This window comes from Methylotenera versatilis 79 (genome assembly GCF_000384375.1).
In the GTDB taxonomy this organism is placed as follows: Bacteria; Pseudomonadota; Gammaproteobacteria; order Burkholderiales; family Methylophilaceae; genus Methylotenera_A; species Methylotenera_A versatilis_B.
The window spans coordinates 876,230-890,809 of the sequence record NZ_ARVX01000001.1; the positions used below are offsets into that span (position 1 = coordinate 876,230).

Below are 14,580 nucleotides of genomic sequence, written 5' to 3' on the forward strand. Positions count from 1 at the left end.
GATATCAATGAAAGCAAGACATAAACGATTAGCCTGGATAAGCGGGGGTTTGCTTATCGTCGCCTTAGCCGCAGCCCTCATCCTCAATGCTTTTCGTAGCAATATGGTGTTTTTCTACACGCCAACTCAGGTCGCCAATGGCGAAGTGCCAAAAAACACTAGCTTTCGAATAGGTGGTTTGGTAGAGCAAGGTAGTGTGCAGCATGACCAAGATGGCTTGACCGTACATTTTGCGGTGACGGATTTAGCGAAACGTACTGCCGTGCGCTATCAAGGCATTTTGCCGGATTTGTTTAAAGAAGGAAAAGGCGTCGTCGCGCAAGGCAAGCTAGATGCCGCAGGTCAATTCACAGCCAGCGAAGTGCTGGCAAAACATGATGAGAACTATATGCCACCTGAAGCCGCTGAGGCATTGAAACGCGCGCAAGAAGCTGGGTCAGCAAATAGCTCATTCAATACAAGAAAAGACACAGAACAAATCATAGAAAAAAAGGATAAGTCGTGATTCCGGAAATAGGTCATTTTGCATTGATTCTGGCACTTCTGGTGGCTGTGTTACAAGGCGTTTTTCCTATTTGGGGAGCAGCTAAAGGCAATGTCGCCTGGATGGCGTTAGCAAAACCCGCAGCACGCACCCAATTTTTATTGGTGGCAGTTGCTTTTGTATCACTCGCCTACACTTTTGCCGTTAAGGATTATTCTGTTCTTTACGTGGCATCCAATTCCAACTCAAAACTGCCTTTGCAATACCGTGTGGCAGCATTGTGGGGTGGGCATGAGGGCTCATTATTGCTTTGGGCATTTATTTTGAATGTATGGACAGTCGCCGTCACCTTCTTTTCCAAGCATTTGCCACCAATCACACGTGCCAGAATTCTGGGTGTGATGGGTCTAATCAGTGTCGGCTTCTTACTGTTCCTACTGACGATATCCAATCCTTTTGAGCGTTTAATACCGGCAGCGATTGATGGTCGCGACCTGAACCCTTTGTTACAAGATCCTGGCATGGTGTTTCATCCTCCTATGCTTTACATGGGCTATGTGGGCTTTTCCGTGGCGTTTGCTTTTGCTATTGCGGCATTATTGGGGGGAGAGCTGGACGCAGCATGGGCGCGCTGGTCACGTCCTTGGACGACTATGGCATGGGTTTTCCTGACTATCGGCATTATGGCCGGCAGTAACTGGGCTTACTATGAGCTTGGCTGGGGTGGTTGGTGGTTCTGGGATGCGGTTGAAAACGCGTCTTTCATGCCTTGGCTGGTCGGCACAGCACTCATTCATTCATTGGCCGTCACCGAAAAACGCGGCAGCTTTAAAGCATGGACGGTATTGCTGGCGATAAGTGCTTTTTCACTGAGTTTGTTAGGGACGTTTCTCGTGCGCTCAGGTGTGCTGACTTCAGTACATGCATTTGCTACCGATCCGGAGCGCGGCTTGTTTATATTGGCCTTTCTCGTCATTGTCATCGGTGGCTCACTGGCCTTGTTTGCCTGGCGCGCAAGCAGCGTGGGCAAAGGCGGCGCGTTTGATCTGCTATCCCGCGAGAGCTTTTTACTCGGGAACAACGTGTTGCTCGTAGTGGCAGCTGGTTCAGTATTATTAGGCACGCTGTATCCACTTTTTTTGGATACACTTGGCTTAGGCAAGATTTCTGTAGGCCCACCTTATTTTGACAGTGTGTTTGCACCGTTAATGGCACCAGCGGTTTTTTTGATGGGAGTCGGGCCAATAGCGCGCTGGAAAAAAGCTGAATTGCCAGAACTGGCTTTACGTTTGCGCTGGGCATTCTTCATCAGCCTGGCAACAGCAGCTTTATTGCCTTTATGGCTTGGGCACTGGGCGCCTATGATAGGTCTGGGTTTATTTTTGGCGGCTTGGGTATTGCTCGTTTCATTGCAAACCTTGCGCGAACGCTTGACGGCAAATCATCAGTCAGTGCTAACGCGTATTCGCAGTGTACCGCTAGCGTGGTGGGGTATGTGGTTTGCGCATCTTGGCATCGGCATCTTTATTTTGGGTGTCACTATCGTTAAGGGTTTTGAAACCGAAACAGCGGTGCGTATGAAAATCGGCGATGTTGCCCATCTGTCAGGTTTTGCGTTTACTTTTGAAGGCGTGCAAAACATTGAAGGACCCAATTATATAGCCGCTCAGGGCGCGATCAAGGTCACTAAAAACGGCAAAGCAATCGCAACGCTAAAGCCTTCCAAACGAATCTACATCGTGCAGAATATGCCGATGTCCGAAGCGGGAATTGCGGCCAGTATCACAGGCGATGTGTACGCATCGCTGGGTGAAAAGTTGCAGGATGGTACTTGGAGTGTACGCATTTATTACAAACCTATGGTGGATTGGATTTGGGGCGGTTGCGCGTTGATGGCGCTTGGTGGTTTACTGGCATTAAGTGACCGTCGCTATCGTGCTAGCAAACATAAAGCAGCTAGTAAGCTTGTGCCAAAAGGCGTGACTGCATGAAGCGCCTGTTGATTCTGGGGCCGCTGATATTATTTGTCGTATTAGTGGGCTTTTTGGCAGTGGGTTTACAGCATGATCCCAGCGATGTGCCTTCGCCGCTAGTGGGTAAACCTGCACCACAATTCTCTTTACCACGGCTGGATGATGCGCAGCAATCGTTCTCCCCTAAAGAGATGTTAGATCAGGTGTGGTTATTCAATGTATGGGCATCGTGGTGCGCCGCTTGCCGCGAAGAGCATCCGCTATTGCTTGAGCTGGCGAAAACAAGAGCAGTGCCTTTGTATGGAATCAATTACAAGGATACGCAAGATGCTGCACAAAAATGGTTAAAAAACGGGGGCGGTGATCCTTATACTTTATCTGTAATGGATGAAACTGGACGCGTAGGTATCGACTATGGTGTGTATGGCGTGCCTGAAACCTATCTAATTGATAAAAAAGGCATTATTCGTTACAAGCAGACTGGCGCTATTACATCCAAACTGCTGACGGAAAAAATTTTGCCACTGGTCAAAAGGCTGCAGGCGGAATGAGGCATTTTCTATCATTCATCGTGTTGATATTGCTGACCACACCGTTGTTAGCTGAAGAAGCAAACCCCTTGGCAGTCGATCCACAGCTTGAAGTTCAGGTACATCGTTTATCTACAGAATTGCGTTGCCTTGTTTGCCAGAATCAAACTTTGGCCGATTCTGACGCGCCGCTTGCAGAAGATTTGCGTGTGGAAATTCGGGAAATGGCAGCGCAGGGTAAAAGTGATCAGGAAATTATAGATTACCTAGTCGCGCGTTATGGCGATTTTGTGCTGTATCGCCCGCCAGTTAAAGCAACAACTGTGTTGCTATGGATAGGCCCATTTTTGTTGCTGGTCGCTGGAGTCATTGGCTTGGGCTTAATATTGCGTAGCCGCCAGAAACAAATTATTGCTACACCGCTAAATATTGATGAGTCACGCAAAGTGACCGAGCTATTAAATTCAGATCTTATAAACAAGGAATCATGATGCTAATTTTTTGGGGTGCCGCAGCGCTATTAATGATTGCCAGCCTGGCCATTTTATTGCCGCCTTTGTTAAAGCCAGCACGTGAAATAGCAACAGATGCACAAAGTGAGAAATTGGCTTTATACCGCCAACAATTCGCAGAGCTCGAACAAGATCGAGCCAGCGGCGTGTTGGCTGCGCAACAATATGAACTTGCGAACAGCGAGCTGCAACATCGCCTATTGGATGAGGCTGGGGGCGATGTTGCAAAGACACTTACATTCACTGCAGATAAATGCCTCGCTGTGTTGTTATTAATTGCCTTGCCTGTTTTTTCTGTACTGATTTATCAAAAAATTGGCCATCCAACGGCTATTAACGAGCTGTTGGCTCAGCAAACGAAGAGTGTTGATAGAGATGCGGCTCAAATTGAGCCTATTCTGAAATCGTTGCGTGAAAAACTCGATAAAGACCCGAATGACGCAGCTGGATGGGCGCTACTGGGGCGGGCGTATGGCAAGTTGCATCGTTATGATGAAGCGATATTTGCTTTTGACAAGGCGGAAAAGCTGGCGCCAGATGATGCAGAGTTATTAACAGACTATGCTGTGGTACTGGCAATGGCGAATGACCGCAAGGTCGATGGTAAGCCGGAAACGCTTGTTTTCAGGGCATTAAAAATTGATCCGCATCTGCCCAATGCATTGATGTTAGGTGCTTCTATTGCCTTTAAGCATCAAGATTACAAAACTGCGATTGAGCTATGGGAAAGACTACAGCCTGATCTGCCAGTAGGTTCTGAGATTGCGTTGTCAGTAGAAAAATCACTCGCTGAAGCTAAAGCGCTTGTCACTAACTAATCATCCAATTGTATTTCTGTAAATACAAAGGGCATGAGAACGTTGATTCTTATGCCCTTTTTACATGCTTTTTTTTACTAGTTGAGTAATCTTTTACTTCCAATAGGTTGCAATAAACCACACTAAAACTGAACTAGCAGAGATGACAACCACTGCGGAGCGCAAACTACCTACGCTCCCGTTATAGATTTCTGCAATAGATGGATGAACTTGTTTACGGCCTGTCAGCATAGGGCGTACCAAGTTTTCCTTTTTGAACAGTCGATAGTACAAAATAGCACCTACATGCAATGCCAGTAAGCCGTACATAAGGTATTGGTTAAGCGTATGAAGATGTGTCAGGTAATCACTGGTGTCTTTACTGATGAGTGCATATAACGGCCCTTCAGTCAGGATGTCGTCGTTCGAGAATAAACCAGTAATTGCCTGCGTGAATAAAACTAGCAATATCGCGATGACCGAAAGCGCCCCCATTGGGTTGTGGCCTAAAGGCTTGTCAGCTAATCCCTTAAGGTACGCCCATATCGTTTTAGGTCCGCGAATAAAGTTTGAGAATTTAGCATGGGTTCCACCGATAAATCCCCAAAGTAAGCGAAAGATAAGCAGAGCTAATGTTGCAAGACCGAATCGAACGTGCCAATCCAAGGCATTCCCACCTAGTTTTGCGCTAACTATAGCTGCAATCACAAGGGCGACTAAAGCCCAGTGAAATAGTCGAAGTGGAAGATCCCACACGTGAATACTTTTCATGAATACCTCTTATTGCCTAAATAGATTCAGTGGAATACGCAATAATCGCGCCATTCCACTAAGCATTTAAAAACAAAGAGATAGGTGTAACTCCAAACTCAACTGTTGCTATTGAAACAGTTAGGTGCTTCCTACGAATCAACTTTTTAATAAGAAGCGTTTTTGTGTGAAGTACCAAAGACTAATTGATTTAAAAGCAATCATGCAACCAGCTATCTAACTGATTGTATGACGTTTATGACCAATAACTTACTTAACTAGACCGCGGTGATGTTGACCATTGCTGCATCGCTTCTTCGCCAGAGCGATCAATTTTCACTTTGCCGTCTTCGGTTGAAACTACCCAATCTAAAGGAATATAGTGATGCTCACCACTTTCATCTTTGTTCAATTTAATGCTGTTTGAACCTTCCAAATGGTCAACTGTTGCAAACTGACCATCTTGCGAACAGACAACAGGCATTTCTGGTTTAATTTCGTTAGCGTTAATCATGTTGTTCTCCAATATTGTTAAGGAAACATATCCTAAACGCTATTAAACTAGATTCACCTTGTGGGATTTATCGGACTATGTCCTAAAAATCTGTCAGACAGTGTGAAAAATTAAGCTTTAAAAAGTGTTAAGTTCTTTCAAAGTAACTGGCGTAATATCAAAGCTGCCACCATCATGACTCACCAATATTTGGCTATCTTGAATCGTTAAACTTATTTGCATGCTTCTATTAGCTATATTGGCTAATTCTTGGGTTTCTGGCAGATTAATGACCGTTAAATTGTTAATTTTTAATGCAGCTTTACTATTTTGTGTCCACCACATATCGGCAATACGTCCGCCGTATAGAACGACGACGACTTGTTTGGAGCGCCCTGCTGCTTTGCGAATATCTTTTTCTGTAGGTAAACCAACATCCATCCACAATTCAATCGCGCCAGTTAGGTCTTTTTGCCATAAATCAGGTTCTTCGTCATCGCTTAATCCTTTGCCGAAAATAAGCGTTTCGGTGGCATATAACGCAAAACCAATCAGCCGCACCATCACACGCTCATCGGTTTCTGAGGGATGTTTGGCCAGCGTTAAACTATGTTGCGCGTAATATTGCCTGTCCATATCTGCGATATTTAAGTCAATTTTATAGATGGTGGATTTAAGCGCCATATGGTTTTAGCAAGTTAATTTAAGTGAGTGCATTATACCTATACAAGCCTGCCCTGCTTACCAGTTAAGCCCGCTTTCTGTTAAGCTTTCATTCTTTCAAATTAGTAAGTTATCGCTATGGCTCAATATGTAATGTCTATGCTCCGCGTGAGTAAAATCGTGCCACCAAAACGGCAAATCATCAAAGATATTTCTTTATCTTTCTTCCCAGGTGCAAAAATCGGTCTGCTGGGTTTAAACGGCTCTGGTAAATCGACCGTATTGCGCATTATGGCCAATGCGGATAAAGAATTTGAGGGCGAAGTGCAATGGCAGCCGAATATGACCATTGGTTATTTGCCGCAAGAGCCGCAGTTGGATGCTGAAAAAACCGTGCGTGAAGAGGTAGAAAGCGGCATGGGTGAGGTGATGCAGGCGCAGGCAATGCTAGAGGCCGTGTATGCTGCTTATGCAGAGCCAGACGCGGATTTTGACAAATTGGCTGAAGAACAAGCCAAGTGGGAAAACATTATTGCCGCCAGCGGTTCAGATTTAAGTACGCAGTTAGAGATTGCCGCTGACGCGCTGCGTTTACCGCCTTGGGATGCAAAAATCGGTCCATTATCTGGTGGTGAAAAACGCCGTGTGGCCCTGTGCAAATTGCTATTATCCAAACCCGATATGTTGTTGCTAGACGAGCCAACCAACCATTTGGATGCAGAGTCTGTGGAATGGTTAGAGCAGTTTTTAGTGAGATTTACAGGCACAGTCGTAGCGGTAACACATGATAGATACTTCCTTGATAATGCCGCTGAATGGATTTTAGAGCTTGATCGCGGGCATGGTATCCCTTGGAAAGGAAATTACTCTAGTTGGTTAGACCAAAAACAAGCACGTTTGGCACTTGAAGAGTCGCAAGAGTCATCACGTCGCAAAGCCTTAAACACGGAATTGGAATGGGTGCGCCAAAACCCGAAAGCGCGCCAAGCCAAAAGTAAATCGCGTATCGCGCGTTATGAAGAATTAGCCAGCGCGGAATACCAAAAACGCAATGAAACTCAGGAGATTTTTATTCCTGCAGGTGAGCGCTTAGGTGACCAAGTAATTGAATTCAACAACGTCACTAAAGCGTTTAAAGACAGATTATTGATTGATAATTTGAGCTTTAGTGTACCAGCTGGCGCGATTGTCGGCATTATCGGCCCGAACGGCGCGGGTAAATCGACATTATTCAAAATGATCATGGGTTTAGAAACGCCAGATAGCGGTGAAGTTAATATTGGTCAAACCGTTAAGCTCGCTTATGTAGACCAAAGCCGCGACGATTTAGCTAATACCAAGACCGTTTTTGAAGAAATCGCCAACGGCTCAGATATCTTAACGGTCGGCCGTTATGAAACACCAAGTCGCGCTTATATTGGACGCTTCAACTTTAAGGGTGGCGATCAGCAGAAAATCGTTGGTCAATTATCTGGCGGCGAACGCGGACGTTTGCATTTGGCTAAAACGCTGATTTCTGGCGGCAATGTATTGCTACTAGATGAGCCTTCAAATGACTTGGATGTGGAAACTTTGCGTGCGTTGGAAGATGCGTTGCTAGAGTTTGCCGGTTGCGTATTGGTGATTTCACATGATCGCTGGTTCTTAGACCGTATCGCCACGCATATCTTAGCGGCGGAAGGTGAATCGCAATGGACGTTCTTTAACGGAAATTATCAAGAATATGAAGCGGATAAACGCAAACGTTTAGGTGAAGAAGGTGCTAAACCTAAGCGTATTCGCTATAAACCGATTACTCGTTAGGTTTAAGCGTTAAGTATTTAAATTATTACTTAACGCATAAGGTAATGTTGTGACTAAATAAAAAGGCTAACGAAATGTTAGCCTTTTTTATTGGAAGTAACACTGATTATTCTAGCTATTGCATTTAGCCTCTTCGCCACTATTAAGACTAGTGACATTCGCAGAAATTGCCTGTATCACATCTGCGACCGCTTCTTGCACACCTTTTACCACGGCGTCCATATCGTTACTCACCATTTTAGAAATAGTGGTTTGGCATGATAGCGCGCGCCTTTCAGCTGAACGCGCGCCAGCATCTAGACGCGTGATAGTCCAGCCGAAGTTGGCTTGTACCTGCTCACCCGGTGTGGCGTTAAATTGCTGTAACACAATGGCAATACGGTAAGTGGGCTGGTTTGCTGTGCGACCACCACGTGAAATATCAATAGCACTTAACTGGCTGCTGATGCCGCTGACAAATGCGTCCTGCAGCTCATCATTGAATGATGATGACCAGCGTTCCTGTTCCAAGATCTTCAATTGTGAAGCGTTATTAGTGGTAATGACTAGCTGTGGCCGTTTTAGGCGTTCTGGAACATTAATTGGCAATACTTCAATAGCAATCGGCGTTACTGCGGTTACGTTTTCCGCTTGATTTTTTGCTGCATTAGTATTGGCTAATGTATAAAAACGCGTCGCATTGATAGGCGTTACGCAAGCAGTTAACATCGCTGCAAGCGCAAATATTAACGCGGTATATTTGGTTAAATTCATCTGGTTTTCCTATTTTTTATATCACTTTTTCAGTATAAAGCCATTATTAACGTACTCTACGTATGGTTTCTTTTTTATGGATTATCAGGTGCTTTGCCGCGAATCAGCGATTCAGGGTGTTGTTCCAGATAATCGGTTAACACTTTAATCGATGCCGCTGCACGCGATAACTCTTGCAGCGTTTGACGCAAATCTTGCTGCAATGGCGCATCTTCAGACAAGGTGCGATTTGCACTAGACAACGTACGATCTGCATTATCCAGCGTTTTACGTACGTCTTTCATCGCCGCCGTCACTTCTGGCGCAACATCTTGATTCAATGTTTGTGCTAGTTTTTCTGCACTGCTCAAGGTTTTGTTTAAGGTCGCTAATGATTTCTGCAAATCATGACCAATCTCCTCAAACGGTACTTTGCTAAGTTTGTTGGCGATAGTGGAAATCTGCGTTTGTAACTCATCCAATCCATTCGGAATTGTCGGCAGTTCAATTTGTTCACTGTTTTGCAGGATTACTTTTGGCGCTTTAGGGAAGAAATCGAGTGCGATATAAAGCTGACCAGTGAGCAAATTGCCGGTGCGCAATTGCGCGCGCAAACCACGGCTGACCATAAACTGGATGCGTTGCTGTTGAGAATAAGGCGATTGCGCTTCATCCTTGGCATATTTACGCCCTAACCTTGCTGGATAGATTTCAATCACCACTGGCATATCGAATTCGCGGCGTTTTGGATCGTATTCAATGCCGACCGATTTCACCTCGCCCAATACTACGCCGCGAAAATCGACTGTCGCGCCTGGTGTTAAGCCACGAATGGATTGATTAAAGTGCAAAATAGCGGTTTCTGAACGGCCATCTGGCGCTTTAAACGCATCATTTTGATTTTGTGCCAGTAGAAAAGTGGTGTTTTCTTTGGACAGCGCACCAGGCTTATCATCAGTCGATTGAAATGCCAGCCCACCCAAAATAACGGTCGCGAGCGACTGCGTGTTCACTTTAAAACCACTGGAATTGACTTGAATATCCAGTCCGCTGGCATGCCAAAAGCGTGTGTTGACGCCGACAAACTTATCATAAGGCGTGTCAATAAAAATGCGCAAATTGACACCTTTGCCATCTGCATCCAAATCATACGCAGACACGCGGCCTACTTTGATGCGGCGGTAAAATATCGGCGAACCGATATCCAGTGAGCCCAAATCATCTGCATGCAGAATGAATTGCTTGCCTGAAGCGTCACGCGTTACCGTTGGTTGTACTTCCAATCCAGTAAATTCTTTGGTCCTATCTTCTGAAGTTCCGCCATCTGCGCCAATATAGGCGCCCGATAGTAATGTACCTAAACCTGAAATACCTGATGCGCCTAACCGTGGTCGTACAACCCAAAAATGCGTGTCTACCGCAGTGAAACTTTCAGCGTTTTTAGACAGTTGCACGGTGACTAATACTTGCGAACGGTCTTTACTGAGCGTGATGGTCTGCACTTCGCCGATATCGACTTCTTTATATTTCACCTTGGTCTTACCCGCCTCTATACCTTCGCCAGTACGGAACGAGATGGTGATGATTGGGCCGCGATCGACTAATATTTTAACCACCAGCGCGATGCCGATTATTGCCGCAATAATCGGTATTAACCACACTAGCGATGGCAGCCAGTTGCGCTGTTGTTCGCGGCTCGGTTTAGGTAAGTTGCCTAAAGTGTCTTGTTTAACATCTTCACTCATGTTGTACTTTCTTTGGCCATGTCGTTATTAGGCGAGTCGTTATTGCTATTGGTAATCAGTGGCGTTGGTGTTTGCGACTTCGTGGTCGCAGAATTTGCAGTATCCCAAATCAGACGTGGATCAAAGCTAAGCGAGGCAAGCATGGTTAACACGACCACTGCGCCAAAAGCCACAATGCCCACGCCAGCTGTTATCTGGGCAAACCCTTGAATCTGTACCAAACCAACGAGTAGCGATACGACAAACACATCCAGCATAGACCAACGGCCGATGAGCTCTACCATGCGATATAACTTTGCCCGCTCTAAACGCCGCCAATCGCTCTTTTTTTGTGCGGTGACTAGTAATATAAACAAAGATGTTAGCTTAAGCAACGGCACCAGAAAGCTGGCGATAAATACCACAGCTGCCAGTCCCCATTCACCAGATATCCAGAAAAATATAATGCCACTGAGAATCGTATCTTGATGCGTGTCAAAGAACGTGCTGGTAATCATCACGGGCATCATATTCGCTGGAATATACAAGATGCATGCGGCAATCAGCAGCGCCCAAGTGCGGTTGATGCTATCAGGCTTGCGAATATGTAGTGTCGCGTTGCAATGTGGGCAATGCTCGCCTTGCTGCGCGCCTTTCCACAGTTTGCTGCATTGATGGCAAGTCAATATACCTAAACTGCGGGCCGTGTCGAAGTTTGCCAAATCAAAATCGTCGCTATCGTAACGTGGAGTTGTGTACTTAACCTTATTTTTTAAGGCAATATCGTCAATATTTGTTTCAGAATCTTGCATTAAGCGGCTTCTTGCGCAGAATCTTCCAACTGCCACAGATAGCGCGGATTAAATGACACGACGACCGTGAGCATGACGGTTAACAAACAGAATGCCCACAAAGCAATGCCAGGAATGATTGTCGCCATATTCGATAGCTTAATAAGCGCGACCAACACGCCCAGCATGAAAACCTCAACCATTCCCCAAGGCCGTAATGTCTGCATAAGACGTATCAACGGGCTAAAACCAGGACGGCTGTGCGGATCAGGCGAAGGTACCAACAGGTAAAACAAGATAAGCATCTGCATAAACGGAAACAAAATAGTGGTTGCTAACACCAGCAACGCCACCAGTGAAATGCCTTCGGTGGTTAACGACAATACCGCGCCAATCAAAGTCGTCTGGCTATGCAAGCCTTGCAGCTCCATTTCCACGATTGGGAAAGTATTGGCAATAAGAAACATGATAAGGCTGGCGATTGTTAATGGCAAAAGATGGTTACGCCGACCTTGTGCGTTGCGATCCATTTCCGCACCACAGCGCGTGCAACGGGCAATTTCGCCATTAGCAAGTGACAGTTTTTGAAACACCGCGTCACACTGCTCACAGGCAATCAGGTAGGTGATTTCATGCATAAATTAAGGGTATATTGGGCAAGGTATTAAACTCATTTATAAAGCAATAATTTAGAAAATTTATATTGGCGAATGTTCGCGCTAAAACCAAAAAATTACAATCGGTCTAGTCCTACACGCTTGGCTCGACTAGTATCCAGCTAGACTAAATATTTTAAAAACTACTTAAAAATCTTACAACCAATCCCAATTAGTTCTTGGTTTATGCGGCGCTTTTTTCATTGCCCAATCCCACAAAAATGGTGGTATTAAACGCATGAATCTTGCAACCAAACCCATTTGCCACGGAATGACCACAAAGCGGCGCTTGGCTTCAATAGCGTTTACAAACTTGCTCGCAGCAATATCTACATCCATTAAAAATGGCATTTTGTACTGGTTAACGTCAGTCATCGGCGTGCGAATATAACCTGGAGCGATGGTGGTAACAGCGATATGATGTACCGCCATTTCTACACGCAAGCTTTCTAAATAGCTAATTGCAGCGGCCTTACTTGCACTGTATGCGCCCGCGCCAGGTAAGCCACGAATACCTGCGACGCTGGCGATGCCAACTAATTGCGCAGTTTTTGCACTGTTTTGAGGGTTAAGTATTACATTGCTATTGGTTGTGATATTAGGTTTTGCAGCATCAATCATCGCTTGAATAAATGGTTGAAAAGTGTGCACCATGCCCATCACGTTAATGTCCATCACCGCTTGAAAAGCCGGTATATCTTCTCGATGTTCAGTCAACGTGCCGCGGCTAACACCAGCATTGGCAATCACAATATTGGGTGCGCCGTGTTGTTGTATAAAATCATCTGCAGCTAATTTGCACGCCAAACTGTCGCGTACATCTAAAGTGTAAATCGTACAGGTAATATGGTATTGATTTTGTAATGCTGAAGCTAAAGTTTGTAAGTGCTCACTACGTCTAGCCGCTAATCCAATGATGCATCCAGCATGTTGATAGCGTTTTGCGTACTCATGCGCTAATGCTTGGCCAATGCCGCTGGATGCGCCCGTAATAAAGATTTTTTGCATGTTAGCAATAAGTTTAGCGCATAAAGAACCCGCTGTGCGTGAACATCAGCGGGCTGGTTTTATATAGCAGGTGTAATAACATAAGCCTTAATCTAATTTTAACTAATTGCTTTAATAGCCGCTTAGTTAAACTTTGAGCTTGGTTATTTCTGAACTATTTTTTTACGGCAGGTGCTTTTGTAGTTTGAGTTGCTTTTTCTTTACGTACATTTTCAATAATGTAATCAGCCACTTTTAGCGCTTCTGGGTTGCCGCCACTCATGGTGCTAGAGGTAATATATTTACCATCGATCACCAAACTTGGTACACCAGTTGCACCAGATGCACGGAAAACTTGTGCGGCACGATTTAAGTTAGTGTTAATGGTGAATGATTTAAAGGCTTGTTCTACTTTAACTTTATCTAAACCACTGGCTTTAGTGATCCAATCAATCGCTGCTTTTTCGTCAGTTGGGTTCAACACTTTTTGTTTATGCACTGCATCAAACAATTGCGCGTGTAATTTCTCTTGAATGCCTAATGTTTCCATCGCAAAATAAGCTTTTGCCATCGGCGCCCAATCGGCACGTGGCAGCGCAGGCATACGTTTAAAATAAACATCCGCTGGTAATTTTTTTACCCAGGCATTTAATGGCGCTTCCATTTGATAGCAATGAATGCAGCCATACCAAAAAACTTCCATCACTTCAATTTTGGCAGGTACGTCAGTGGTAATTTGTTGTGCAACCGCATCAAATTCTGCACCTGGTTTTGGGTCAGCTAAAACAGATGTACTTAACAACAGCATTAATATACTTAAAAACTTTTTCATGGATGGTTCCTAATTTACTTTGAGATAGTTATTTTTAAAAATTTGATTACTCTAAATGCATTCAACATCGCAAATGATCGAGCTAACAAATCAATTGTTAACAACGGTTTGCATTAATTAAACGATTGGTCGACCTAAAAAGATGACAAATTGTAGGACAAATTACTGCGGTTTAGTTTCAGTATGTACTTTAATTAAATCAGTATTAAAACCAGCGGTAGTTAAATCGCCTCTAATCTTGTTAATTTGATCAATATCACTTAATGGCCCAACGCGCACGCGATGCCAAACGCCTTTTTCTGGAATGGTTGCCGTTTGCACAACCGCTTCAAAGCCTTGCAGCGCTAATTTTGCTTTCATATTGTCGGCATCTGCTTCATTTGGAAACGCGCCAACTTGCAGAAAATAATTGTCTTTTTTAACCGTTAATGCGCGGTCTTTTATTTCTTTTTCGGTAACGGTACTCTCAGTCTCTGGCAGAATGGTATAAAAATCGAATTGATTATCGGTTTTTTTCGCAGCAGAATCATCCGGATTTTCTTCTGACGGTAAAGCGTTATCGGTAGCAATTTTTTGTTTGGGTAATTTTTCAGCTAAAGTGTCCTTATTCGGCTGAGATATTTTCTTTTCATTAAAAGGGCTATCCGTGCCTTTAATGTACATGGTCAAGCCAACTGACAAGCCAACGCCTAACAATATGCCAACTAACAAACCGGTAAAAAACGGGTTGCCTTTACTACTCGTGCCGTTTCTTTTCGCAGCGGGTTTATAATCTTTGCTCATGTTGCGTCCTTAAATATGGCTTATTACTTAAATATTATATAGTTCTTGCAAGACTGTTTTGCTCGACTTG

General features: G+C 44.6%; 16 protein-coding genes. 6 read left to right on the forward strand and 10 right to left on the reverse strand.

Translation table 11 applies throughout. The features are described from left to right. Window positions 1-7: 7 nt before the first annotated feature. The 5 genes from ccmE to ccmI are packed head-to-tail and all read left to right on the forward strand — an operon-like array spanning window position 8 to window position 4,317. Entirely contained in the window at window positions 8-505 is a 498-nt protein-coding gene (gene ccmE, locus METVE_RS0104455) for a cytochrome c maturation protein CcmE (protein WP_020167248.1), read from the forward strand. Continuing rightward, window positions 502-2,475 carry a heme lyase CcmF/NrfE family subunit gene (locus tag METVE_RS0104460; RefSeq protein ID WP_020184189.1) on the forward strand — a complete coding sequence of 658 codons (1,974 nt, stop codon included), beginning with the start codon at window positions 502-504 and terminating at the stop codon, window positions 2,473-2,475. The genes ccmE and METVE_RS0104460 overlap by 4 nt, the downstream gene beginning before the upstream one ends. Continuing rightward, window positions 2,472-3,008, forward strand: a complete 537-nt coding sequence (locus METVE_RS0104465; protein WP_020167250.1) for a DsbE family thiol:disulfide interchange protein — start codon at window positions 2,472-2,474, stop codon at window positions 3,006-3,008. The genes METVE_RS0104460 and METVE_RS0104465 overlap by 4 nt, the downstream gene beginning before the upstream one ends. After that, window positions 3,005-3,478: a cytochrome c-type biogenesis protein gene (locus tag METVE_RS0104470; RefSeq protein ID WP_020167251.1), complete on the forward strand. Its 474-nt coding sequence runs from the start codon at window positions 3,005-3,007 to the stop codon at window positions 3,476-3,478. Before METVE_RS0104465 ends, METVE_RS0104470 begins: the two co-directional genes overlap by 4 nt. Next, on the forward strand, window positions 3,478-4,317 hold the full coding sequence (ccmI, locus tag METVE_RS0104475; protein ID WP_232415387.1) for a c-type cytochrome biogenesis protein CcmI: 840 nt from the start codon (window positions 3,478-3,480) through the stop codon (window positions 4,315-4,317). The genes METVE_RS0104470 and ccmI overlap by 1 nt, the downstream gene beginning before the upstream one ends. 93 nt (window positions 4,318-4,410) lie before the next feature. Here the strand turns inward: ccmI and METVE_RS0104480 are convergent, their stop codons facing one another. From METVE_RS0104480 to METVE_RS0104490, 3 genes are all read right to left on the reverse strand, one after another. Beyond that, window positions 4,411-5,067 carry a cytochrome b/b6 domain-containing protein gene (locus METVE_RS0104480; RefSeq protein WP_020167253.1) on the reverse strand — a complete coding sequence of 219 codons (657 nt, stop codon included), beginning with the start codon at window positions 5,065-5,067 and terminating at the stop codon, window positions 4,411-4,413. A 253-nt stretch (window positions 5,068-5,320) separates the two neighbouring features. Then, the gene (locus METVE_RS0104485; protein WP_020167254.1) at window positions 5,321-5,560 is read right to left on the reverse strand and encodes a DUF2171 domain-containing protein; all 240 of its coding nucleotides are present in this window, start codon (window positions 5,558-5,560) and stop codon (window positions 5,321-5,323) included. A gap of 117 nt (window positions 5,561-5,677) precedes the next feature. Next, complete coding sequence (locus tag METVE_RS0104490) at window positions 5,678-6,223, reverse strand: YaeQ family protein (protein ID WP_020167255.1); 546 nt, start codon at window positions 6,221-6,223, stop codon at window positions 5,678-5,680. 117 nt (window positions 6,224-6,340) lie between these two features. Between METVE_RS0104490 and ettA the strand changes: the two genes are divergently transcribed. Then, window positions 6,341-8,005 carry an energy-dependent translational throttle protein EttA gene (gene ettA / locus METVE_RS0104495; RefSeq protein WP_020167256.1) on the forward strand — a complete coding sequence of 555 codons (1,665 nt, stop codon included), beginning with the start codon at window positions 6,341-6,343 and terminating at the stop codon, window positions 8,003-8,005. A gap of 111 nt (window positions 8,006-8,116) precedes the next feature. Here ettA and METVE_RS0104500 read toward each other — a convergent pair whose 3' ends face one another. The 7 genes from METVE_RS0104500 to METVE_RS0104530 all read right to left on the reverse strand — a co-directional run bounded on the left by METVE_RS0104500 (window position 8,117) and on the right by METVE_RS0104530 (window position 14,510). Continuing rightward, window positions 8,117-8,758 (reverse strand): PqiC family protein, encoded by a 642-nt coding sequence (locus METVE_RS0104500; protein WP_020167257.1) that lies wholly within the window; start codon window positions 8,756-8,758, stop codon window positions 8,117-8,119. A gap of 74 nt (window positions 8,759-8,832) precedes the next feature. Then, window positions 8,833-10,482 carry a PqiB family protein gene (locus tag METVE_RS0104505; RefSeq protein ID WP_020167258.1) on the reverse strand — a complete coding sequence of 550 codons (1,650 nt, stop codon included), beginning with the start codon at window positions 10,480-10,482 and terminating at the stop codon, window positions 8,833-8,835. Then, window positions 10,479-11,273 (reverse strand): paraquat-inducible protein A, encoded by a 795-nt coding sequence (locus METVE_RS0104510; protein ID WP_020167259.1) that lies wholly within the window; start codon window positions 11,271-11,273, stop codon window positions 10,479-10,481. The genes METVE_RS0104505 and METVE_RS0104510 overlap by 4 nt, the downstream gene beginning before the upstream one ends. Continuing rightward, window positions 11,273-11,890 carry a paraquat-inducible protein A gene (locus METVE_RS0104515; protein WP_020167260.1) on the reverse strand — a complete coding sequence of 206 codons (618 nt, stop codon included), beginning with the start codon at window positions 11,888-11,890 and terminating at the stop codon, window positions 11,273-11,275. Before METVE_RS0104515 ends, METVE_RS0104510 begins: the two co-directional genes overlap by 1 nt. 174 nt (window positions 11,891-12,064) lie before the next feature. Continuing rightward, window positions 12,065-12,916, reverse strand: a complete 852-nt coding sequence (locus METVE_RS0104520) for an SDR family oxidoreductase (RefSeq protein WP_020167261.1) — start codon at window positions 12,914-12,916, stop codon at window positions 12,065-12,067. Window positions 12,917-13,070: 154 nt separating this feature from the next. Continuing rightward, window positions 13,071-13,727 (reverse strand): thiol:disulfide interchange protein DsbA/DsbL, encoded by a 657-nt coding sequence (locus METVE_RS0104525; protein ID WP_020167262.1) that lies wholly within the window; start codon window positions 13,725-13,727, stop codon window positions 13,071-13,073. Window positions 13,728-13,889: 162 nt separating this feature from the next. Further along, a complete protein-coding gene (locus METVE_RS0104530; RefSeq protein WP_020167263.1) occupies window positions 13,890-14,510 on the reverse strand; it encodes an SPOR domain-containing protein in 621 nt (206 codons plus the stop codon). Window positions 14,511-14,580 lie beyond the last annotated feature (70 nt).

What these genes read in the sequence shown, in the direction of transcription:
- ccmE (WP_020167248.1), top strand. Translation starts at nt 8, where the DNA reads ATGAAAGCAAGACATAAACGATTAGCCTGGATAAGCGGGGGTTTGCTT.
- METVE_RS0104465 (WP_020167250.1), top strand. Translation starts at nt 2,472, where the DNA reads ATGAAGCGCCTGTTGATTCTGGGGCCGCTGATATTATTTGTCGTATTA.
- METVE_RS0104470 (WP_020167251.1), top strand. Translation starts at nt 3,005, where the DNA reads ATGAGGCATTTTCTATCATTCATCGTGTTGATATTGCTGACCACACCG.
- ccmI (WP_232415387.1), top strand. Translation starts at nt 3,478, where the DNA reads ATGCTAATTTTTTGGGGTGCCGCAGCGCTATTAATGATTGCCAGCCTG.
- METVE_RS0104480 (WP_020167253.1), bottom strand. Translation starts at nt 5,067, where the DNA reads ATGAAAAGTATTCACGTGTGGGATCTTCCACTTCGACTATTTCACTGG.
- METVE_RS0104485 (WP_020167254.1), bottom strand. Translation starts at nt 5,560, where the DNA reads ATGATTAACGCTAACGAAATTAAACCAGAAATGCCTGTTGTCTGTTCG.
- METVE_RS0104490 (WP_020167255.1), bottom strand. Translation starts at nt 6,223, where the DNA reads ATGGCGCTTAAATCCACCATCTATAAAATTGACTTAAATATCGCAGAT.
- ettA (WP_020167256.1), top strand. Translation starts at nt 6,341, where the DNA reads ATGGCTCAATATGTAATGTCTATGCTCCGCGTGAGTAAAATCGTGCCA.
- METVE_RS0104500 (WP_020167257.1), bottom strand. Translation starts at nt 8,758, where the DNA reads ATGAATTTAACCAAATATACCGCGTTAATATTTGCGCTTGCAGCGATG.
- METVE_RS0104505 (WP_020167258.1), bottom strand. Translation starts at nt 10,482, where the DNA reads ATGAGTGAAGATGTTAAACAAGACACTTTAGGCAACTTACCTAAACCG.
- METVE_RS0104510 (WP_020167259.1), bottom strand. Translation starts at nt 11,273, where the DNA reads ATGCAAGATTCTGAAACAAATATTGACGATATTGCCTTAAAAAATAAG.
- METVE_RS0104515 (WP_020167260.1), bottom strand. Translation starts at nt 11,890, where the DNA reads ATGCATGAAATCACCTACCTGATTGCCTGTGAGCAGTGTGACGCGGTG.
- METVE_RS0104520 (WP_020167261.1), bottom strand. Translation starts at nt 12,916, where the DNA reads ATGCAAAAAATCTTTATTACGGGCGCATCCAGCGGCATTGGCCAAGCA.
- METVE_RS0104525 (WP_020167262.1), bottom strand. Translation starts at nt 13,727, where the DNA reads ATGAAAAAGTTTTTAAGTATATTAATGCTGTTGTTAAGTACATCTGTT.
- METVE_RS0104530 (WP_020167263.1), bottom strand. Translation starts at nt 14,510, where the DNA reads ATGAGCAAAGATTATAAACCCGCTGCGAAAAGAAACGGCACGAGTAGT.